This is a genomic window from Nitrosopumilus sp. b2, assembly GCF_014078535.1.
GTDB classification, from domain to species: Archaea; Thermoproteota; Nitrososphaeria; order Nitrososphaerales; family Nitrosopumilaceae; genus Nitrosopumilus; species Nitrosopumilus piranensis.
The window spans coordinates 14,641-35,538 of the sequence record NZ_MU078703.1; the positions used below are offsets into that span (position 1 = coordinate 14,641).

Below are 20,898 nucleotides of genomic sequence, written 5' to 3' on the forward strand. Positions count from 1 at the left end.
ATTGGAAAATTCTTTCTAAAAAAAATAATCTATTACCGATTACAGCAAGATACCACTTAAGATATTAACTATACTTTTTGTAAATTTAATATGGTTGCAAAAAGTAATGCAGTTAGCCTGTTTCTAATTGGCTTGGTGATTATAATGATTCAGCCCCATATAGTCTACGGCGATGAAAAACAAGAACTTGACAGATGTATCGATAGAATGGACTATTGTGACTCAAGGTGCATTAGTGGAATTGTTTGCCAATATGATCAGTGCATACAAGATTATGGTTGCGAAGAAGCATATGTAAAAGAATTAAAAGAAAAAACTGGAATGATTGATGAGCAAAAAAACCAAGGCGGTTGTTTGATTGCAACAGCTGCACACGGAACAGAACTATCTATTCAGGTTCAACAATTACGTGAACTGCGTGACAACAAACTAATGCAGACAGATGTTGGCACAAGTTTTATGGATTCATTTAATGCAGTATACTATTCATTTAGTCCTACAATATCTGATTATCAAAGAGAAAACCCTATCTTCAAAGAGATGGTAAAAACTGTCTTGATTCCTTTGTTAACCACACTTTCAATTCTAAATGGTGTGGAGATGGATTCAGAGGAAAAAGTTTTGATCTATGGAGTTGGAATTATTATTGTAAATATTGGAATTTATTTTATAATTCCACCTACTTTGATCTGGAAAATAATAAAAATAAACAAAACAAAAAGACTGATTACTGTCAAGTCTTAAGACTGTCAAAATCTAACAATTTTTTGAAATCGTTTAGATGATGTTAATCTGGTGAAGTTTGTTTTTAAAAAATTTCATTTTTTGCCCAAAATAATTGAAAATACACAACAGTTTTGTCTCAAAACCTACATATATTAAATCACAACGAGAATTTTCTAATATCTTGCATAGATTCGACGAACTTGATATGAAATTACTCTTTGAGCTAACAAAAGATGGTTCCATCTCAGTACCTACACTCTCAAAGAAACTGGGAATCAATGCATCTGTACTTTACAGCCGAATAAAGAGGCTAGTAAAAAAGAAACTAATCAAGAAATTTACTGTAGAAATTGACGACTCTCTATTGGGAATTGGTGTCAAAGCAAATGTTGGAATTAATAGAGATCCAAAGTTCAAGGATGAAATTCACAACAAATTCATGGAAACTCCTGAAGTTGTCTCAATCTCCGAGGTTACAGGCAGATTTGATATTATGATCCAAGTATATGCAAAGAACTTGGAGTCACTTCACTCAGTAGTGATTGAGAAGATTGGAAAAATTGAAGGCATTCAAAATACGGAGACCTTTGTGGAATTACAAAAGACAGACAAAGATCCAGTCTATCTTAATGAATTAACATGATTATTGCACATCTATTAATAACCAAGACAGGCCAGAAATTATAATGTCTGAAGAAAAACAAATTTTCTATTGTGAGCTATCAAACAAGAAACGAAAGGAACAGTATGGTATTGATACTGCACAAGAAAAGTCCGAAAAACCACACTAAATCCAAAATTATCAACCCTTAAGTCTGCAACTTGTGTTGTAGAATCATGGGTGATACAAAATTTTACACTTGCAAAAACTGTGGAACTGAATTTCCTTCAAGTGAGGTTAGATTGTATTGCAAGGTCTGCAAATCAAACTTGGATAAAACAGGCCAACTCCCAAAACTCTAAATTCATAAGTTCGAGGTTTTTGAAATATACTAGATGGACAAACGTGACGCTGCATTTTTGATAGGTATTATTGGTGGAACTGGGACTGCAGTAGGTTTGGTTGTTCTTTTAGCAAACGGCTTTATCAAAAATCCCTTTATCTGATGTGGACAAAAACCGTATGTAAAATTTAATAAAAATATGTTATTTTAGAAATTTTATGAACACATAAAGCAAAGTTTTAGAATTTAGAAGAGACATTGAGCAAAGGTTGGTAAAAACTGAATCAATAGATGTCCTGAAGTACTATCAGGGGGTTCTGAGAGCACTTGCATGGGTATTACAGGAAATGATGTTTAGATTTTATACACAAAATCTCTATTTGTTTTATGAACTGTTTTGTATGTGCCAAGATAAAAGAAGACTTTGAGGTCTGGACTAACAAAATAGTAATTGGCGCAACGTATGATTCAGTTTTTCAAGACCATGAAATTATACGACAACTGCATGATAAATCCGTAATTTGTCATGATTGTATGAAGAAGATTATTGCAGACGTTGATGCAAAGAGATAGAATCTGTTTTACTGGAATTTCTCATCCCATTTACCTTCATTGATTTCAGATGTAATCTCTTTTGGAGTCTTTCCTTCTACTTTGACTCCTAAAGCTACACATGTACCAATGATGGTTTTTGCAACTGACTTTATTGATGATGCATAGGATTTCTCAAGTTTTGTATTTGCAACTTTGACTATTGAATCCATTGTAACGTCACCTGCCCATTCAGTTCCAGAAGCACCAGAACCTTTCTGGATTCCTGCCTCCTTCATGATTAGTGCAGCTGCTGATGGGATACCAATTTCAATCTCGTACTTTTTTGTGTCGCTATCAACAATTACTGTAACTGGAACTTTCATTCCCTCAAAGTCTTTGGTTTTATCATTAATTGCATTGATAACTTCCATGATGTTGACGCCAAGCGGACCTAGTGCTGGACCCAAAGGTGGACCTGCTGATGCTGCTCCGCCTGTTACAAGTGATGATATTTTTTGTTCTCCCATAGTTTAATCACCTCTAAATGAAAATTTAATCCTTCCTAACCCTCAGTTGATAGTTTTAGATAGTTTGCGTCTACTGTTACTGGTAATTGGTATGATGCATCAAGCAATACAACTGTAGCTTCTTCTTTTTCTGAGTCTATTCTGGTAATTGTTGCCTTCATTCCCTTGAATGGTCCACCAGTAATTTCTACTACATTGTCTACTGCCAGTGTTGATACAGTTGATTTCTTTACCAAGTATCCCTCGATATCTTTGAACTCTAATTCTCCTCTTAATTGACCGCGGATGTGTCTTACACCTTCTACTGCCATGTATGCATCACTTGGATTGACTGCTTCAATGACGACATATCCTTTAAGATCACTTACCCAAAATACTGATTGAATGTTGATTTGATTAGCGTTAGCTTTTGCTTCTAATAATCTCATTACCACTTTTTCTTGTCCACCAGTGGTTCTAATTGCAAACAAATGTGATTTTACTTCCTCAGACAATTTTACCTACCAAATGTAATCACCGAAAAGACAAACTGTATTGTAAATCCAATAGCTCCGACGCCACCTATTCCTAATAATACCAATCTAAGATGCTGTTGATACTCATCTTTGTCTGGTTTTTTGGCCATTTTCATGGTATTTGCCATGTTCTTCAAAGTCTGTCTTGGGTTCATTGGTGGAAATTAATAGGGTCTCTTTATATCTCTTATTTCATGGAGCTGCTAGTTGCATACGCCGATGATCCTGCTGGCCACAATATGGCAAAGTTTCTTTGCAAAGATATGACTCAGGATGGAGATGTATTTCGTGGAAAGTACTATGATCTGGTAATTATTCCAACTCCTGCAATTTCTGCAGATTGGTTAGAAGAAAAATATGATTATGATGGATTTGTCTTTTTATCAAAACATGCAGCTGAATCAGGTGTGCTGGCACTTACTTGCCATAGCACTGGAAATTTCTCAGAGGCAAAGTTTGGTGGAAATGACAGGCAGGTAGCAATACCTCATCCAGACTTGCAAAAAAAATATCTTCAGACTCTGCGAGATCACAAGTCAGATTTTACAGAATTCGACATTACAATAGAAGCAACACATCACGGGCCAACAGCTCTCAAAAAGCCTGCAATATTTATCGAAATTGGAACAACTGAAAAACAGTGGACTGATGAGCAGCTCTGTCACAGAGTTGCAAAACTAGTTCATGAGGTAATCTCTCATGACATTCCAACGAATCCAGTGGCACTGTGTTTTGGTGGAACTCATTATCCTACAAAGTTTACAGAACAACTCTTAGATGCAAAATATGCACTTGGAACAGTAATTCCAAAACATGCACTAGATAATCTTGATGAGGAGTTGTTCTTTCATATTCTTAAGCAAAACAGTGCAGCAAAGTTTGCTCTGCTAGATTGGAATGGACTTGGACCAAACAAGCAAAAAGTTCTTGACCTTCTTGAATCTACAGAACTTGAGGTAATCAAGCTTTGAGTCTTGAGAAAAAGATCTACAAAAAATTACTAGAGGTTCCAAAAGGCCAAATCACAACTTATGGTGAACTTGCAAAGGCAGTTGGCCTGAAGAACGGACAAAGGGCAGTTGGAAGAATAATGAACAAGAACCCATACCCCGTAATCATTCCATGTCATAGAGTTGTAATGTCAAATGGTAAGGTTGGCGGATATGCATATGGCGAGCACATCAAAACAAAGATGCTGCATGATGAGGGAATTAAAATTGAAAATGGAAAAATTTTAGATTGGGAAAAAACCATTCATAGATTCTAATTTTTTTACAGTCCGCCGCCAACAACTTCGCTTAACTCAATATCGTATCCAGTTGGATCCTTGATGTAAACTGATCTTGATTTTTCAAAATCAATTGGACCGTCATACAACACCTCAACTCCAAGCTCCTTGCACTTTTGCATAATGTCCTCAAAGTTCTCAACGTGAAAACCAAAGTGAGCAATTCCTCCAGCAGGTGTAACATGCGGGTCCTCATACAGACAAATCTTGATAGAGTCATTTCCAATAATCTTTGAGGGTGCATCAAGTTTGTTTGGAGAGTTGTCTTCTTTTCTAACCTCAAAACCAAACAAGTTTTTGTAAAATTCTACAGTCTTTGCCAGGTTCCTTACATTCATGTTTACATGGTCCATAGATGTTGCTTTGAGAGTATTTGTCATGTAGCAAATTTGCTTTTAGCAATTAAAAGGATTTTTGGTAATTGAAAAAAAATTCTACTTTGCTCTTTTTGCGACAATCTCTTCCATTAATTGTCTCAAGTGGGCCTTGTTTCTGACTGTGTTTCCACCTACTTTTTTGTATAGTGCCCAAAATTCTGGATTAGTCAGGTCCTTTCTATCCTTTGCAATCTTTAGCAGTCGTCTCAATGCGCGGACCTTTGCAACATAGACTTCTTTTTTACCAACACGTGCACCTTTGCGTCCTTGTTTTGAACCTTGTTTGGTACCTCTCTTGTTTCTTTGGTCTCTTTTGGTTTGTGCTCTTCCTCTGGACGTTCCAGTGAATGAATCGATTCTAATTGTGTTAGCTGTAATTAGACTGCGGATATTTTCTCTTGTGATTGCATCTGCAACATCAGTAAGATGATCTGAATCAAATTTTATTCTGTGAATTCCAACACCAGTAACTCTGGATGCCAGTCTTTTCTTAGCTTTAAGATTTACTACCACTTACACTCACTCTCGCATTGAAAATTTTGAATTTCTGTTCAACTGCTTTTGCAACAATCTCTTTTCTTTTTCTAGTACCAACACTGTGACCTAGTCTTACTCCATCTGTTTTTGGATCAAGTTTTGACAAATCATCTAAATTGTAAACTAAATTATCTGTAAATCCTGAAGGATGCAATCCTCTTGCTTCTTTTGGTCCACCAAATCCTACTTTGACTAGACCTGGACGACCTCTACTCCATTGTTTTCTCTGATGATGATCAATTCCTTTTGGTTTTCTCCAACCAGTTTGAAGTCTAACATAACGCCAGCTCTCTGGTCTTTTAAAATCAGGATTGTGTTCTTTTGCTTCCTGTCTCTTTGCAATCTTTTCTTTATTGATCGGCATCAAATTGACTCTTGAATTTTGGAATAAATACGTTCCTAGACATAAAAAATAATTTCAGATGACAAGAGATAATAAGGAAATTGAATGCGGATCGAAATATCTCATGAACAAGCCTGGGATTAATGATATTACTTTTGGGGGCGTAACCCTCTGACCCAAGTAGAAGGTACTGCTGCAACTGAGAAATTTTCAACTCAACTCAAAGATTTTGGGATTAATCCATCCAAAGTCCACAGAAACCTTCCTACAGATGAGATGGTACGCATTGCAGTTGAGAGAAAAGAGGGTGTAGTCAACTCAACAGGCTCCCTTTCAGTCAATACTGGAAAGTATACTGGCCGCTCACCTGATGATCGCTTTATCGTATATGATGACAAAACTCATGAAACAATTGATTGGGGAAAAATCAACCACCAATTCCCAAGTGGCAAGTTTGAGAAACTATTAGAAAAAATGAAAAACTTTGTTGAAAACAAGGAATTATTTGTATTTGATGGATTTGTAGGAGCAGATCCTGAGACACGTTTGCCAATCAGAGTAATCAATGATCATGTCTGGCAAAGTATGTTCTCAAGTAATTTGTTTATTAGACCAACAAAAGAAGAACTAGAAAATCACGAACCAGAATTTACAATTCTCTGCATTAATGACTTTAAGGCAGATCCTGAGATTGATGGAACAAGAAGTGATATCTTTATTCTCATTGACTTGACAAGAAAGATTGTCTTAATTGGTGGAACTGAATATGCTGGTGAAATGAAAAAGTCTATGTTTGGTGTAATGAACTATCTCTTACCTGAAAAAGGAATTTTTCCAATGCATTGCTCTGCAAACATTGGAGAAAAAGGAGATACTGCATTATTCTTTGGATTATCTGGTACTGGAAAGACTACCCTCTCAGCAGATCCACATAGAAAACTAATTGGAGATGATGAACATGGTTGGTCTGATAATGGAACTTTTAATTTTGAAGGTGGATGCTATGCAAAATGTATCAACCTTAGCAAAGAAGCAGAACCTGAAATATGGAATGCAATCAAGCCTGGTGCACTTTTAGAAAATGTTGTACTAAAAGACAATGTACCTGACTATGACGATAACACATTAACTGAAAACACTCGTGTTGGATATCCTTTGGATTTCATCCCAGGAGCTGTAATTCCAAGTGTAGGTGGAAATCCTAAAGTGATTATCTTTTTGACTGCAGACGCATTGGGTGTGTTGCCACCTGTTTCAAGACTTACCAAGGAAGCTGCAATGTACCACTTTATGTCAGGTTACACTAGCAAACTTGCTGGAACTGAAAGAGGAATCAAAGAACCAAAATCTGTATTCTCTCAGTGCTTTGGAGCACCATTCATGCCTAGACCCGCATCAGTTTACGCTAAACTACTAGGTGAAAAAATCAACAAACACAACACCGTAGTCTACCTCATCAATACTGGTTGGTCTGGTGGCCCATACGGAGTTGGAAAACGAGTCAAGATAAAGTACAGCCGTGCAATGGTTACTGCTGCATTATCAGGTGCACTTGATATTGTAAAGTATACTCACAATGACTTGTTTAATCTAGATATTCCAACAGAAGTAGAAGGAGTTCCATCTGAGATTTTAGATCCTAGAAACACTTGGATTGACAAAGACTCGTATGACTTGTCTGCAAAGAAGCTAGCTCAAATGTTTGTTGAGAACTTTAAGAAATTTGATGGTGTTTCACAAGAAATCATTGATGCTGGTCCAAAACTGCCACAATAGACTATCTTCTTTTTAGAATACCGACAACTCCAATTATTATAACTGCACCTGCAATTATTGCCATCTGTCTTTCTGGGATGACAAGATCGAATCTCTCTCTTTCTTGAATTGATTTTACATCAATAGTGTTGTATGCACTTGACGAGTTTCCACTGACTCTGATTTTTGCATCAATCCAATACTCTGTATTTTCATAGATATCAATTGATGCAGTTTTGTCTGGTGTTGCAGTTGTTGTATCAACTGTTCCATCCTTGCTGTTTGTAACTGAAATTTTTGCAAAACTCCATTCTTGAGGATGATAAATCTCAAAGAACAGTTTTTCATTTTGCTGTACTGCTGAAACTGAACCAGGTGTATGATGCAGCAAAAATGGAACAACATATTGTATTTCATTGTGGCTTATCATCATCTTTCCTTCATGCTCTCCAAAATTATCTTCTAACATACTCATTCTCACACTCAAAACATTTCCATCTACAAGTTCTCCACTAAACTTTATGAACTCAGGCCCATCAAATGTAACATCAAATCCATCCCATGTACCATCCATTGATTTTAGTTGAAATTTCTTTTGAGCAACATTATTGTCTGATGATGTGATTGCAACAAAGTTAGGGGGCTCTATGATTAGCTTTGCCTCAAATGCTTTTGCAATGTTTAGCCTTCCTGCACCTGATTCTTGAATGGAGAATTCATTACCGTGGGCGTCAGATACAGGCTCAACTGTAGTAAGTAATAGTGACTTTATCTCGTGGTGGTGGAGTTGGGGGTTTTTCTGGAGTAATAGTGCTGCAGCCCCACTTACATGGGGAGCAGCATAACTTGTTCCACTAGTAAAGTTGTATCCTGCATTGCTTTGTGTGGTATTGATATATGCTCCTGGTGCAACAATCTCAGGCTTTATGTAAAATGGAGATACTGGACCACGGGAGCTAAAGTGTGCAAGATAGTCTGGATTAAAAAACAGATTTAGTACTGCTTCATTTCCATTAATTGATTTGACAATCTCCAATCCCTCTTCTCTATCCATTGATACAACTGGAATCTGCGGTGAATAGTCTGGTTCAATAAAATCATGAATTAATTCTCCCAAGAAAATTCCTGGGATATTGTTGTATACAATTAATGCCTTTGCTCCAGCATCAGCTGCATTAGTTTCCTTTATTGAAAAATACAGCAATTCTCCTTCTACGTCACTTCCTCTCTCTACAATTAGTATGGAGTCCTTTACATCCAAATCTTTTAACTCTCCTGCTTTTCCATATCCTCCAAAAACAAGCTTTCCTGAAATTGTATCTTCTGAGATTTGATTTCCTACCATTGGAATTACTGTGTATGGTTTCTCATCAACTTCTAGTGTTGCAACTAGACTTGATGTAAGATTGTTGTATGTTGCACCAACTGTAACTGAACCAAAGTTTCTTCCAGGACTTCCAATTGTTCCAATTCCTGGACCATCATTTCCAGCAGCAACTACTACAAAAATTTCTTTTTCTAATGCAAGGTTTACTGCTCTCTCAATCTTTGTGTTTGTTTTGTTTACTCCCAAGCTGATATTGATGATGTCTACATCATCTTCAATTGCTTTTTCAATTGCCCTGATTATCAAATCCGATGATACTCCTTCTCCGTCTTCAGAGACCTTGTAGGCAAGAATCTTTGCCTTGGGTGCTACCCCTACTGCTTGCCCATCAGCTGCAATGACTCCTGCAACCTGAGTTCCATGTCCGTTGTTATCTATTGGTGGTTTGCCTTCTTGAATGAAGTTGTATCCTCCAATTACTTTTCCATCTGGTCCCCAACCAAACAAGTCTGGATGGTTATAGTCCACACCCGTATCAATAATTGCTATCTTGATTCCAGTGCCATCAATTCCTTCTATTCTAGGAATATCTGTTCCGACAAACGGAACACTTCTTTCAAGATATGTCTGAATCTCGTTTTCAAAATGCAATGATTGGGACAAAACTAAACCCGTCAAAATTACAACAATAAAAGAAAAAATCGCTAAGAATTTCACAAATCTTGTATCAATTTTAACAAGTAAAAATGATTACCTGTAAACCAATAAATGGAATAAGCTATCAAAAGTCCCCATGGGAAAATACGAACTTCCTGAAATGCCATATGCTTATGATGCATTAGAACCTCACATTGACGCAAGAACGATGGAGATTCACCACACAAAGCATCATCAAACATACACTGACAAACTAAATGCAGCTCTTGAAACATGTCCATCTGAAATTCAAGACAAAGATATCTTAGACATTTTGTCTGATATCAAGTCTGTTCCAGAGGACAAAAGAGGTGCAATTAATTTCAACGGTGGTGGTTATGACAACCATAGGCTATTTTGGAACAACATGAAACCAAATGGAGGCGGTGAACCTGGAGGATCAATTGCTGATGCAATCAATGATTCCTTTGGAAGCTTTGCTGACTTCAAAGAGAAATTTTCATCCACTACAGCAGTAATTCAAGGCAGTGGTTGGGGATGGTTAGTATACAATCCTTCCTCTGGAAAGGTTGAATACAAATCAATGCCAAACCAAACAAGTCCTAGAACTGAAGGACTAGTGCCATTGTTAGGCTGTGATGTTTGGGAACACGCATACTATCTCAACTACCAAAACAAAAGACCTGCTTACATTGAAGCATGGTGGAATGTAGTTAACTGGGATGAGGTAGAGAGCAGATTCTCTAAAGCAAAATAAAGTCCATTCTTTATTTTTTATTTATTCTACATTTTTGGTTGAATCTATGAATGAATTTATAACCATAAGAGAAAGCCTTGTTGTAAATGAGTCAAGAACAAGCAGAGCAATTGATGCAACAAATGCAAATGCTTGAAACCTATTTTGCAGATTTATCTCAAAGAGAGGGAACATTCATGAGCGTATTTAGAGAGGCAACTGCAGCTATTGAATCAATAAAGTCACTTAGTCAGAATCCTGAATCAGATACTCTTGTCCCAATTGGATTGGGAACTTTTATCCCAACAAAAATTTCATCCAACAGCAAAATAATTCTAAATATCGGTGCAGGTGTTGCAGTGGAAAAAGATTTTGCCTCTGCAATTAATTATCTTGAAGAGCGAATCAAAGAAATTGAAATTGCAATACAAGATACTGCTGCAAAAAAACAAGATGCTGCTCAAAGATTAGAACAAGGCAAAGCACAAGTCAATCAAATGATGCAAGCCATGCAACAATCAGGTCAACAACAAGGTCAACCTCCACAATCGGGATAAACCATGTTTGATAAACTTCGTAGTGCGTTTTCTAATGCAGCGAAAAGTTTAGGCGAAAAAGAACTCAATGAAAAAGACATTGAAGACATTCTCTTTGAATTAGAAATTGCTCTCTTAGAGTCTGATGTTGCAACAGAAGTAATTGATTCCATTAAAGATGATCTAAAAGAAAAACTGATTGGCTCTAAAGTTGACAAAAAAGAAATTGAAAAGTTTGTTAAAGACAGTTTGATTTCAAGTATTTCTACACACTTTGATAATGCCGGAGAGATTGATCTCTTCCAAAGAATTAATGAAAAAAAACAACAAGAGCAACCTTACTTGATTTTATTTGTTGGAATTAACGGTACTGGAAAAACAACATCGCTAGCCAAAGTTGCACATATGTTACAACAAGCAAAATATTCTGTTGTTGTTGCAGCAGCCGATACTTTTAGAGCTGGTGCCATTGAGCAACTACGAGAACACACCAATCGTCTTAACCTAAAACTTGTTGCACAAAATTACAACTCTGATCCTGCTGCTGTTGCACGTGATGCTGTGTTGTATGCAAAATCTCACAAAACAGATGTTGTCCTAATTGATACTGCTGGACGAATGCAAACAAGTGAAAACTTGATGCAGCAGATTGAAAAAATCACCAAAGTTGTAAATCCTGATTTGAAAATTTTTGTAGGTGACTCTTTAGCTGGAAATGATACTGTTAACCAAGCACGTGAATTCCATGAGCATGTGAAATTTGATGGCTCTATTTTGACAAAAAGTGACGCTGATGCAAGAGGTGGTGCTGCATTATCTATTGTAAAAGTAACATCGACTCCTGTGATGTTTGTTGGAGTTGGACAAGAATATCCTGATCTAAAACCTTTTGATAAGAAGACTTTCCTTGAAACAGTTTTTGGAACTCTTGAAGGAGTTGATATTAAGAAAGAACCAACACCAGAACCAACACCAGAACCAACACCAGAACCAACACCAGAACCAACACCAGAACCAACTTCTGATGATCCGTTTGAAGGAATTACTGATGATGAGATTACAACTTATTCAGATTTGTTTGATGTTCCTCCCCCAGAAAATGATGATAAAGCTATCAATCTAGGTAACAAGATTCGTCAATGGATTAAAGATGGAAAACCAAATCCTGGAGAATCTAAAGATGATGATGAAGATGAAGAAATTCACAAACATGATAAAGAAGAACCAAAAAAGAAAAAGAGTAGGTTCGGGTTCTTTAAGAGATGAAACTAAAAACAAAAAATTTACTCACTTTAGCGGAATTATCCCCAAAGGAATTTGTGGGCCTAATTGATGAATCAATCAAACTAAAAAAAGAACTCAAAAAAGGTGGAAACAAACCTCTTCTAAAAAACAAAACACTAACAATGATTTTCCAAAAACCGTCTACTCGAACACGAGTAAGTTTTGAAATTGGAATGTCTCAGCTAGGAGGCTATGCAGTTAATCTCTCATCAAATGACATGCAACTCTCTCGTGGCGAGTCAGTTGAAGATACTGCAAAGACTTTGTCGCGATACACTGATTGTATTATGGCCCGAGTTTATGATCATGACTTGCTAGAAAAATTATCTCAGCATGCAACGATTCCAGTAATCAATGGACTTTCAGATGCATTTCATCCCTGCCAAATATTAGCTGACTTTATGACAATAAAAGAAAAGAAAAAGAAACTCCAGGGAATAAAGATTGCATGGGTTGGTGATGGCAATAATGTCTGCAACTCTATGATTTATGGCGCAGCATTGTCAGGTGCCTCCATGTCTATTGCAACTCCAAAGGGCTTTGAGCCCGACAAAAAGACAGTAAAAGAAGCACAAAAATCAACTAAGATAAAATTGACTACTGATCCTATTGCTGCAGCAAAAAATGCTGATGTAGTTGTAACTGATACGTATTCTTCTATTCATAATGATGATCCAAAGAGAATCAAAAAGTTTCTTCCAAAGTACCAAGTCAACCCAAAACTGATGAAGTCTGCAAACAAAGATGCGATCTTTATGCATTGTCTTCCAGCAAAAAGAGATCAAGAAGTTACATCATCTGTAATTGATGGACCGCAGTCTGTTATTTGGGATGAGGCAGAAAACCGCCTTCACACTCAAAAGGCATTGCTTGCCTCTCTAATTCGCGCTTAACGTATATAAGAGCACGTTCAAACTCGAATTCTATACATGGCCTATTCAAAAATATTGAGAAGATTAAGGGAAGAGAAGACCAATTATAAAAAACGCGGTACAATGTTGATGGGTAAGCGTGACTTTATCACTGTAAATATTACTAATGAAAATACTCAAGTCCAAATTCTAAAGCCTGGAATGACAGGCGACAAGGTTGTTGCATCTGCACACTCTAGATATCTGTTAGAAAAAGGCTGGAAGGGTTCTAGAAAGAGTGTACCTGCAGCATATCTTACAGGATATCTGGCAGGAAAGAAAGCACTTGGACAGGGTGCAAAGGATGCAATCTTGTATACTGGAACAAGAAGATACACCCAAAGAATGGCAGCCGCTCTTAAGGGCGTAATTGATGCCGGTCTAGAAGTTCCAGCTGATGAAGAAACTTTTCCATCCGAAGATAGAATCAACGGAGAACATCTTACTGTTAAAAACGAAATTTCCAAAATGAAATCTACAATTGATACTGAGGTAAAATAAAATGAGTCAAACAGCACAATCTAAACCCGCACAAGGCGGACCAAGAGGAAAAGCTCCACCAACTTATGGTAGAGGCCCACCTGGTGGTTCAAAAGGTGGAGACCGTCCAAGAAGACCACGTAGAGAACCAGAAGAAGAAGTTTGGGTTCCAAAAACAATCTTGGGACAAAAAGTAGCATCAGGAGAAATTACATCTCTTGAAGAAATTATTGAATTAGGATTAAGAATTCAAGAAGCAGGAATTATCAAAAAACTACTTCCTGATTTGAAGAGTGAGGTAGTTGATGTTGGGATTATTCAAAAGATGACATCAAACGGACAATCAACTAGATTCAAAGCAATCGTTGCAACTGGAAACGAGAACGGTTACTTGGGAATTGGTCAAGGTAAATCAAAACAAATGAGAATTGCAATTGAAAAGGCAACAAACGCTGCTTATCTTAACGTCAACCCAATCAAGATGGGATGTGGCAGTTGGGAATGCAGATGTGATCAAAAACATTCTGTTCCATTTAGAGTAAGAGGAAAGGGCGGAAGTGTTACTATTGAAATTATTCCCGCACCACGTGGATTAGGTCTGGTAGCTGGAGGTAAAATTAAACGATTATTGGAATTAGCAGGTCTCAAAGACGCTTGGACTACGGCAAAAGGCTCTACTCCAACAATGAACTCTACTTCAAAAGCTATCTTGGACTGTCTTAGACAGACATTTAGTCAGGGTTGATAAAAAATGGCAAATGCATATCTTGTTGTTAGAATTAAAGGCCAAGCTGATTGTCCTTACTGGGCAACCCACACCATGATGCTCTTAAAACTAGACAAGAAATATCGCGCAACAATATTGCCAGCAAAAGAAAACACATTGGGAATGCTAAAAAAAGTACAGCACTATGTCTCATGGGTTGAACTTGACTCTGAATTGGCAAAAGAACTCATTGACAAAAAGGCAAGAAAATCTGGATATCAAAAAATTACTGCTGAAGACTTGAAGGAACTTGGGTTTGCAAGTTCTGATGAATTGGCAACTGCACTTTCAGAAGGAAAAGTAACTCTATCAAAATTAAAACCACTAAAGCCCTGGTTTGCATTAGCACCACCAAGAACTGGATTCAAGAGAAGCACCAAAAAGTTGTATGGTCAAAAAGGAGTCCTAGGATCAAACAAAGAACTTGGAACAATTGTAAGGAATATGATTTAACATGGCAACAAGATTAAGAAAGACAAGACGACTTAGGGGAGGACGCCACATGGGATGGGGCCAAGTAGGTCAACATCGTGCAAGTGGTCACAAGGGTGGTCTTGGAGTTACTGGAATGATGAAGCATCATTGGAGTACAACACTAAAAGACGAACCAGATCATTATGGCCATGATTCAACTAAACCACCTCACCCAAATATTACCAAGAAATGGGCTAGCGTCCGTGATCTTGATGACTTGTTTACTAAGTTCGGTAAAGAAGAAGGAGGAAAGAAGATTGTAGACCTTCAAAGCGCAGGATACGAGAAACTCCTTGGTGGCGGAAAAGTAACAAATGCTTATTCCGTCAAAGTAACTCAGTTTACTGCATCTGCAGAAGAAAAACTCAAAGCCGTTGGCGGAGAAGTCTTATCTGCTACCAAAGAAAAAACTGATGGGGAAGAGGTGCTAACAGAAAATGGCTGAGGGTACAGTTACAGCAGTTATTAGAAAAGTAGTTTTCAAAGCAGAGCCCTATCTACCACAGGTTCCAAAACCAAAAAAGAAGATTCCATTATCAACTAGATTACTCTGGTGTGGAGTTGCATTACTCATCTACATGGTAATGGGACAGACCCCACTATTTGGAGCAACAACTCCTGAATTTGATTTTCTAGCATTTGCTAGAGTAATTTTTGCATCACAACAAGGCACACTTGTTGAATTAGGAATTGGGCCGATTGTAACTGCAGGACTCTTGATGCAATTACTTAGAGGTTCAGACATTCTCAAGTTTGACTTTAAGAAACCCGAAGAGAGAGGTATCTTTCAGACTGCAACAAAGTTGGTAACTTATGTTGTAATTGTAGCAGAATCCATTGTATATGGCGTAGCAGTCTATGGTCCTGGAGTAGCGGATCCTAACATACTGTATATTATGGTCGGACAGCTGATGGCCGCGTCAATTATCATCATGTTCTTAGACGAATTAATTCAGAAAGGCTGGGGCCTTGGTAGTGGAATCAGTCTTTTCATTATGGCAGGTGTTGCTCAACAAATTTTGTGGAGTCTGTTTAGCCCGTTACCGGCAGGTGATGGAGGAACTATTGGTATCTTACCATACATCGGCCAATCAATTATGGCAGGTGATCTCTCAAATGTATTCTTCCGTTCAAACCAGCTTCCGAGCATCTTTGGTTTGTGTCTTACTGCGGGAGTCTTGCTGATACTTGTATTTACACAAGGAATGAAGATTGAGATTCCAATCGTATCTACAAAATACAGAGGTTTCTCTGCAGTCTATCCAATTAAGATGATGTATGTATCAAATATTCCAGTTATCTTGGCATCTGCACTTACTGCAAACGCCGTCTTTATCTTCCAGATGTTGTGGGCCAACATGAACCCGCGTAACAATAATTTCTTTATGAATTTCATAGCGCAATTTGACCCGACAAGTCCGTCTAGCCCAATTGGTGGTCTTATCTACTACATCACACCACCTAGAGGACTAGATGTTGCAATCTTGGATCCTGGACGTGCAGTTGGCTATGTATTATTCATGATTGGAATCGTAATTGTATTTGGTAGGTTATGGGTAGAGCTAGGTGGTCTTTCACCAAAGAGTGCAGCTCAGAACTTACTTGATGCAGATGTGCAAATTCCTGGATTTAGAAGATCAAACAAACCAGTAGAAGCATTGTTGAACAAATACATTCCATCAGTTACAATCATTGGCTCAACTATTTTGGGTCTACTAGCAGGCGTATCTGATGTCTTGGGTGTATTTGGTTCTGGTATTGGAATTTTACTTATGGTAGATATTCTCATCAACTACTACACGCAATTGGTTAGAGAACAAGTCGAAGTTGTAATGCCGCGTTTGGGTGCTTTGCTTGGCAGAAAGTAAAAAAATCATCCTAGTTGGAATCCCCGGAGTTGGGAAGACTACATTACTATCAAAGATACTAGACCACATCAAAAGCCAACAAAAAAGTGTCAATGTTGTAAGCTATGGAACACTAATGTTTGAGGTTGCAAAACAAAACGGTCTCAATGACAGAGATGAATTAAGAAAACTACCTGTAACAAAACAGCAAGAGCTACAAAAGATTGCAGCTGAAAATATTGCTGCATGCACTGAAGAAATTGTAATTATTGATACTCATGCATTCATCAGTTCTCCAGAAGGATACTATCCAGGACTGCCAGAGCATGTCCTCAAAATCATAAAACCATCAAACTTTATCTCAGTTTCAGCAAAGCCTGAGGAAATCTATAGCAGACGAATGACTGATGAGACCCGAAACAGAGACAAAAACACTCTTGCAAATGTAAAGACGGAACTAGACGTCCAGTCAGGCATGATTTCAGCATGTTCAGTAATTACTGGCTCTCCAGTCAAGTACATCTTGAATCGTGAGGGAAAGGTTGATGAAGCAGCAGATAAGATAATTCAATCATTAGGACTGTAAAAAATGGACTTTGGAATTATTCTACTATTTATCGAATCAATACCTCTCCAGTTTGACTTTCTTGGAGGTGAGAGAGGTGCACTTGGCAGCGATGACCCAATCATCAAAGGCCTGATTCTCTCAATGTTTGCAGTTGCCGGATTTGGTATATTGCTAAACATCTTCAACTCTGGAGTCAGAAAGAAGATGGTTGATCAAGTAAAGCTAAAACGAATAATGAAAGAGACTCGCGGATGGCAAAAAGAAAGAATGGCTGCAATGAGAGCAAAAGATACTGCAAAAACAGCTGAGCTCAACAAAAAATCCTCATACATGAACAAGATGTCGATGGAGATGATGCAGATGAACATGAGACCAATGATGATTACATTTGTTCCATTGATTTTGATATTTTATTTCGTATTGCCACAACTCTTCTCTTATACTGTAGCTATCTCTCCAATTCCGCTAAATGTAATTCCCGGAGATTTATTCCAACTGACATGTACTGCAGAGCAAGCAGCAGACCCCGAACATGTTTGTACTACCGAAAACGCATTGTTCCTTTGGGCTTGGTATTTCCTCTCCTCAATTGCGTTTAGTGGCATTATTATGAAACTAACAAAAACCTCAATGGATCTCAGTTGACAAAATCCATTGTAATATCAGGTCCTCCTGCTGTAGGAAAGACAACTGTTGCCAAAGGACTAGCAGAAGAGTTCTCACTACAATATCTTAGTGGCGGTGATGTACTCAAGGAGATGGCAAAAGAGCAAGGATTTGATTCATCAGGTGATGATTGGTGGGATACAGAAGATGGAATGAAGTTTCTAAATCAGAGAGAACAAAATTCAGAGTTTGATAAAAGACTAGATGAAAAGCTAACCAAACTATTCAATGAAGGCGGGATGGTAATTACTAGTTACACCTTACCATGGTTGGTTAATGACGGCATCAAAATATGGCTAGAAGGCTCCCATGAGAGCAGCACAAAACGCATGCAATCACGAGATGACATGAGCTCTGAGGAAGCATACCAAATAACAAAGCAGCGATTTGATAAGAACAAGGCACTCTACAAAAAATTATACGATTTTGATTTTGGTGATGACAAGTCAGTCTTTGATGTAATAATTAACACGGATCATCTCACAGCAAAACAAGTAATTGATGTTGCAACAGAAACGGTGCGAAAACTACTATGACTCTAAAGCAACTAGAGAATCTAATTGAAGTTGATCAAGACATTACTGATGATGCATACGGAACATACTATGACAAAAGAACAATCGAGCAACTACTAAACTATGGAATAATTATTTTAGACAAACCTCCTGGTCCTACAAGCCATGAGACTGTAGCTTGGACAAAGAGAATCTTAAAGCTGCCAAAGATTGGACATAGCGGAACACTAGACCCTCAAGTATCTGGAGTTTTACCGCTAGGTCTTGGTGAGGCAACTAAAGCATTAGGAGTACTTCTCTTTGGACCAAAAGAGTATCATGCACTAGGACGTGTCCACTCCCTTCCATCAAAAGAAAAACTACATGAGATTGTAGAGTCACTAACTGGGGAGATTTACCAAAAACCTCCACAGCGCTCAGCAGTAGTCAGACAAACAAGAACAAGAACAATTTATGAATTTGAAGTATTAGAACAAAAAGAGAGATTACTACTAACTCGAGTCTTGTGTGAGGCAGGAACCTACATCAGAAAACTGTACTATGACCTAGGTGAGATTTTGGGACCTGGTGCAACTATGATTGAGCTTAGAAGAACTAGAGTTGATCAGTTCAGAGAGACTGATGGACTGGTAACTTTGCATGAATTAGCAAATGCATTTGCATTGTGGGAAGAAAAAAAAGATGATGCTAAACTCAAGAGCATGATAAAGCCCGTAGAGCTTGCACTAAGTGAATTAAAATCAGTAGTGATTCGTGATTCTGCAGTAGATGCAATGTGTCATGGCGCACAACTTGCAATCCCAGGAATTTTGAAGATATCTCCAAATTTGAAGAAAGGTGACATTGTTGGAATCTATACTCAAAAAGGTGAAGCAGTAGCACTGGCAGAATCTACAATGAGTGAAGAAGAGATTCGTGATGCAACAAAGGGCTATGCATTTGAGACAAGGAGAATCATAATGGCCCCAAATACATATCCTAAAAAATGGAGAACAAAACCTTCTTCTAAAGAATAAAAATTGCTCTCAAAAAGTCTTGTAATATTTGTTGGAATCGGTATAATTGCTGGATTGGGATATGGAATTTTTCTAATCGATGTAAAAAATACTAGTCAACTAGTATATGTTGAAGGTCCTGGAATTTCAATTATAACTGAAAAATTTGATTTTAAGAAAGGCGAAGAGATTAACATTATAATTAAAAACACTGGAACTGTCCCGATAACATTTTCAGATAAATCATATGGACTAAGAATTACCGGACTGTCTGGTATTTTGATGTATACTCCAACATCTGTCCAAGTAATTTCTGAACTCAAACCAAATGAAGAGGTGGAACTTTCCTGGGATCAAATAAAAAATGATGGTGATGCTACATTAGAAGGCCTCTACAAGATTTCAGCAAAAGGATTTGATCCAATGGGAGAAAAAGTAGAACGTTCAACTACTGTAACTATTTGGAAGTAGTAACACAATTTATAATCAGATTCTAAAAACTAAATTTGTCGCAAGACTTGTGCCGGGGTCGCCTAGCCTGGTAGGGCGCGCGCCTGGAAATTGTTAACCATAAAGCGCGTTCTCGCAAGGGAACGGGAGTTCAAATCTCCCTCCCGGCGCCATTTTCTTGAATACAAAATTCTTTACCAAATTATCAATGAGATGAAAAACCCTACAACCAACTAGGAGAATTCCTTTGTAGGGAATTTCATCTCAATCCAACTTAAAATAGATTTAGGATAAATTGTTCATTAGTTGATTTTAGACTGAACAAAGTCAACTAATTATCTTAAAATTAATTTTGCACAATTCTCTAGTGGGTTATAAGATACACTCACTATACTCTGTTAATGAAACAAGTTACACTAAACATCCAAAGACCAGACCAGTCATTATCTCTGGTTGGAAGTGATGTCAAAAATGCTCTTCCAACCAGTACGTACTGTAACTGGACAGAATTGGCCGGATTGTCCTGGATCTTTGTGGATGATGATTTGAAAAATTATGCTTAATTGATTAGTAGGTGTAAAATTTACAATAGTGTAAAATAATTGTGAACAAGTTTAGTAAATTATTTATTTTATTTCTAAAATGTATGTCTGAAAAATCAATTAATTGAATATTTTTATATTATTTGAATTAAAAGACTTATTCACATCCTCACAATTACAAAACACCCACGTCCATTAAATATGGTTAACACTTTAAGAAAGTATGTCAAAACGTATTTCATTAATTATTGATGATCATACCTACAAAAAATTACGGTTAAAGCAAGCCTCAGAAATGAAAAAAACAACAGCAACAGTTAGTTTTTCAAAAGTAATAAATGATATTTTAAAAAAATCTATCTAATATTTGGAAAATTACCTTTATACTAAATTGTTATTGTTTTTTCTGTGAATAAATATCTGATATCTTTTATTGCGATAATAATAGTTGGTGCAGTTTCTGCATATGCCATTTCCCCGTATTTTACAGAATCTACTATAGATGAGGCATTACCATCTGGCGCAATTATTCAGCCTATGATGGATGAAACTATGATGGATGAAACTATGATGGATGAAACTATGATGGATGAAACTA

General features: G+C 37.3%; 30 protein-coding genes, 1 tRNA gene and 1 pseudogene. 25 read left to right on the forward strand and 7 right to left on the reverse strand.

Going from position 1 to position 20,898, the window contains the following annotated elements; genetic code table 11:
• Positions 1-90: 90 nt before the first annotated feature.
• From C6989_RS05555 to C6989_RS05565, 4 genes are all read left to right on the forward strand, one after another.
• Positions 91-744 (forward strand): CFI-box-CTERM domain-containing protein, encoded by a 654-nt coding sequence (locus tag C6989_RS05555; RefSeq protein ID WP_182126614.1) that lies wholly within the window; start codon positions 91-93, stop codon positions 742-744.
• Between the two features lie 187 nt (positions 745-931).
• Positions 932-1,369 carry an Lrp/AsnC family transcriptional regulator gene (locus C6989_RS05560; RefSeq protein WP_182126721.1) on the forward strand — a complete coding sequence of 146 codons (438 nt, stop codon included), beginning with the start codon at positions 932-934 and terminating at the stop codon, positions 1,367-1,369.
• Positions 1,370-1,563: 194 nt separating this feature from the next.
• Entirely contained in the window at positions 1,564-1,689 is a 126-nt protein-coding gene (locus tag C6989_RS10235; RefSeq protein ID WP_255464655.1) for a hypothetical protein, read from the forward strand.
• 368 nt (positions 1,690-2,057) lie between these two features.
• Complete coding sequence (locus tag C6989_RS05565) at positions 2,058-2,243, forward strand: hypothetical protein (RefSeq protein WP_182126615.1); 186 nt, start codon at positions 2,058-2,060, stop codon at positions 2,241-2,243.
• An 8-nt stretch (positions 2,244-2,251) separates the two neighbouring features.
• Here the strand turns inward: C6989_RS05565 and C6989_RS05570 are convergent, their stop codons facing one another.
• Genes C6989_RS05570 through C6989_RS05580 form a run of 3 tightly spaced genes read right to left on the reverse strand, consistent with a single transcriptional unit; the run spans position 2,252 to position 3,401 of the window.
• Positions 2,252-2,731, reverse strand: coding sequence for a 50S ribosomal protein L11 (locus C6989_RS05570; RefSeq protein WP_182126616.1), 480 nt, complete (start codon positions 2,729-2,731; stop codon positions 2,252-2,254).
• A gap of 35 nt (positions 2,732-2,766) precedes the next feature.
• A complete protein-coding gene (locus tag C6989_RS05575; protein ID WP_148703899.1) occupies positions 2,767-3,225 on the reverse strand; it encodes a transcription elongation factor Spt5 in 459 nt (152 codons plus the stop codon).
• A 2-nt stretch (positions 3,226-3,227) separates the two neighbouring features.
• Complete coding sequence (locus tag C6989_RS05580; protein ID WP_148703898.1) at positions 3,228-3,401, reverse strand: protein translocase SEC61 complex subunit gamma; 174 nt, start codon at positions 3,399-3,401, stop codon at positions 3,228-3,230.
• Positions 3,402-3,440: 39 nt separating this feature from the next.
• Here C6989_RS05580 and C6989_RS05585 point away from each other — a divergent pair, with 39 nt between their 5' ends.
• Positions 3,441-4,217, forward strand: a complete 777-nt coding sequence (locus C6989_RS05585; protein WP_182126617.1) for a D-aminoacyl-tRNA deacylase — start codon at positions 3,441-3,443, stop codon at positions 4,215-4,217.
• The gene (locus C6989_RS05590; RefSeq protein WP_148703896.1) at positions 4,214-4,513 is read left to right on the forward strand and encodes a methylated-DNA--[protein]-cysteine S-methyltransferase; all 300 of its coding nucleotides are present in this window, start codon (positions 4,214-4,216) and stop codon (positions 4,511-4,513) included. Before C6989_RS05585 ends, C6989_RS05590 begins: the two co-directional genes overlap by 4 nt.
• 5 nt (positions 4,514-4,518) lie before the next feature.
• Here C6989_RS05590 and C6989_RS05595 read toward each other — a convergent pair whose 3' ends face one another.
• Genes C6989_RS05595 through C6989_RS05605 form a run of 3 tightly spaced genes read right to left on the reverse strand, consistent with a single transcriptional unit; the run spans position 4,519 to position 5,812 of the window.
• The gene (locus tag C6989_RS05595) at positions 4,519-4,914 is read right to left on the reverse strand and encodes a VOC family protein (RefSeq protein WP_148703895.1); all 396 of its coding nucleotides are present in this window, start codon (positions 4,912-4,914) and stop codon (positions 4,519-4,521) included.
• Between the two features lie 54 nt (positions 4,915-4,968).
• A complete protein-coding gene (locus tag C6989_RS05600) occupies positions 4,969-5,424 on the reverse strand; it encodes a 50S ribosomal protein L19e (RefSeq protein WP_148703894.1) in 456 nt (151 codons plus the stop codon).
• The gene (locus C6989_RS05605) at positions 5,408-5,812 is read right to left on the reverse strand and encodes a 50S ribosomal protein L32e (protein ID WP_148703893.1); all 405 of its coding nucleotides are present in this window, start codon (positions 5,810-5,812) and stop codon (positions 5,408-5,410) included. The genes C6989_RS05600 and C6989_RS05605 overlap by 17 nt, the downstream gene beginning before the upstream one ends.
• Positions 5,813-5,962: 150 nt before the next feature.
• Between C6989_RS05605 and pckA the strand changes: the two genes are divergently transcribed.
• On the forward strand, positions 5,963-7,567 hold the full coding sequence (gene pckA / locus C6989_RS05610; RefSeq protein WP_148703892.1) for a phosphoenolpyruvate carboxykinase (ATP): 1,605 nt from the start codon (positions 5,963-5,965) through the stop codon (positions 7,565-7,567).
• Between the two features lies 1 nt (position 7,568).
• Here the strand turns inward: pckA and C6989_RS05615 are convergent, their stop codons facing one another.
• Positions 7,569-9,590, reverse strand: a complete 2,022-nt coding sequence (locus C6989_RS05615; RefSeq protein ID WP_182126618.1) for a S8 family serine peptidase — start codon at positions 9,588-9,590, stop codon at positions 7,569-7,571.
• 76 nt (positions 9,591-9,666) lie between these two features.
• Between C6989_RS05615 and C6989_RS05620 the strand changes: the two genes are divergently transcribed.
• The 18 genes and pseudogenes from C6989_RS05620 to C6989_RS05705 form a co-directional block, all read left to right on the forward strand.
• Positions 9,667-10,287 carry a superoxide dismutase gene (locus C6989_RS05620; RefSeq protein WP_182126619.1) on the forward strand — a complete coding sequence of 207 codons (621 nt, stop codon included), beginning with the start codon at positions 9,667-9,669 and terminating at the stop codon, positions 10,285-10,287.
• Between the two features lie 86 nt (positions 10,288-10,373).
• Positions 10,374-10,823, forward strand: coding sequence for a prefoldin subunit alpha (pfdA, locus tag C6989_RS05625; RefSeq protein WP_148703889.1), 450 nt, complete (start codon positions 10,374-10,376; stop codon positions 10,821-10,823).
• Positions 10,824-10,826: 3 nt separating this feature from the next.
• Entirely contained in the window at positions 10,827-12,068 is a 1,242-nt protein-coding gene (ftsY, locus tag C6989_RS05630) for a signal recognition particle-docking protein FtsY (RefSeq protein ID WP_182126620.1), read from the forward strand.
• Positions 12,065-12,979 (forward strand): ornithine carbamoyltransferase, encoded by a 915-nt coding sequence (gene argF / locus C6989_RS05635; RefSeq protein WP_148703887.1) that lies wholly within the window; start codon positions 12,065-12,067, stop codon positions 12,977-12,979. The genes ftsY and argF overlap by 4 nt, the downstream gene beginning before the upstream one ends.
• A 36-nt stretch (positions 12,980-13,015) precedes the next feature.
• Entirely contained in the window at positions 13,016-13,498 is a 483-nt protein-coding gene (locus C6989_RS05640; RefSeq protein WP_148703886.1) for a 50S ribosomal protein L18, read from the forward strand.
• Position 13,499: 1 nt separating this feature from the next.
• The gene (locus C6989_RS05645) at positions 13,500-14,222 is read left to right on the forward strand and encodes a 30S ribosomal protein S5 (RefSeq protein WP_148703885.1); all 723 of its coding nucleotides are present in this window, start codon (positions 13,500-13,502) and stop codon (positions 14,220-14,222) included.
• A 6-nt stretch (positions 14,223-14,228) separates the two neighbouring features.
• Positions 14,229-14,696 carry a 50S ribosomal protein L30 gene (locus tag C6989_RS05650; RefSeq protein WP_182126621.1) on the forward strand — a complete coding sequence of 156 codons (468 nt, stop codon included), beginning with the start codon at positions 14,229-14,231 and terminating at the stop codon, positions 14,694-14,696.
• A 1-nt stretch (position 14,697) separates the two neighbouring features.
• The gene (locus C6989_RS05655; protein WP_148703883.1) at positions 14,698-15,162 is read left to right on the forward strand and encodes an uL15 family ribosomal protein; all 465 of its coding nucleotides are present in this window, start codon (positions 14,698-14,700) and stop codon (positions 15,160-15,162) included.
• Positions 15,155-16,585, forward strand: a complete 1,431-nt coding sequence (gene secY / locus C6989_RS05660) for a preprotein translocase subunit SecY (protein ID WP_148703882.1) — start codon at positions 15,155-15,157, stop codon at positions 16,583-16,585. The genes C6989_RS05655 and secY overlap by 8 nt, the downstream gene beginning before the upstream one ends.
• Complete coding sequence (locus C6989_RS05665; RefSeq protein WP_237087658.1) at positions 16,563-17,150, forward strand: adenylate kinase; 588 nt, start codon at positions 16,563-16,565, stop codon at positions 17,148-17,150. The genes secY and C6989_RS05665 overlap by 23 nt, the downstream gene beginning before the upstream one ends.
• 3 nt (positions 17,151-17,153) lie before the next feature.
• Positions 17,154-17,777 carry an EMC3/TMCO1 family protein gene (locus C6989_RS05670; protein ID WP_148703880.1) on the forward strand — a complete coding sequence of 208 codons (624 nt, stop codon included), beginning with the start codon at positions 17,154-17,156 and terminating at the stop codon, positions 17,775-17,777.
• Positions 17,774-18,334, forward strand: coding sequence for a cytidylate kinase-like family protein (locus C6989_RS05675; RefSeq protein ID WP_148703879.1), 561 nt, complete (start codon positions 17,774-17,776; stop codon positions 18,332-18,334). Before C6989_RS05670 ends, C6989_RS05675 begins: the two co-directional genes overlap by 4 nt.
• A complete protein-coding gene (locus C6989_RS05680) occupies positions 18,331-19,329 on the forward strand; it encodes an RNA-guided pseudouridylation complex pseudouridine synthase subunit Cbf5 (protein ID WP_182126622.1) in 999 nt (332 codons plus the stop codon). The genes C6989_RS05675 and C6989_RS05680 overlap by 4 nt, the downstream gene beginning before the upstream one ends.
• A gap of 3 nt (positions 19,330-19,332) precedes the next feature.
• Positions 19,333-19,779, forward strand: a complete 447-nt coding sequence (locus tag C6989_RS05685; protein WP_182126623.1) for a cupredoxin domain-containing protein — start codon at positions 19,333-19,335, stop codon at positions 19,777-19,779.
• A gap of 51 nt (positions 19,780-19,830) precedes the next feature.
• Positions 19,831-19,931: transfer RNA gene (locus C6989_RS05690), tRNA-Ser, on the forward strand.
• A 228-nt stretch (positions 19,932-20,159) separates the two neighbouring features.
• Positions 20,160-20,321 (forward strand): hypothetical protein, encoded by a 162-nt coding sequence (locus C6989_RS05695; RefSeq protein WP_182126624.1) that lies wholly within the window; start codon positions 20,160-20,162, stop codon positions 20,319-20,321.
• A 202-nt stretch (positions 20,322-20,523) separates the two neighbouring features.
• The gene (locus C6989_RS05700; protein ID WP_182126625.1) at positions 20,524-20,664 is read left to right on the forward strand and encodes a hypothetical protein; all 141 of its coding nucleotides are present in this window, start codon (positions 20,524-20,526) and stop codon (positions 20,662-20,664) included.
• Between the two features lie 44 nt (positions 20,665-20,708).
• Positions 20,709-20,898, forward strand: a pseudogene (locus C6989_RS05705) (hypothetical protein); the annotation flags it as partial.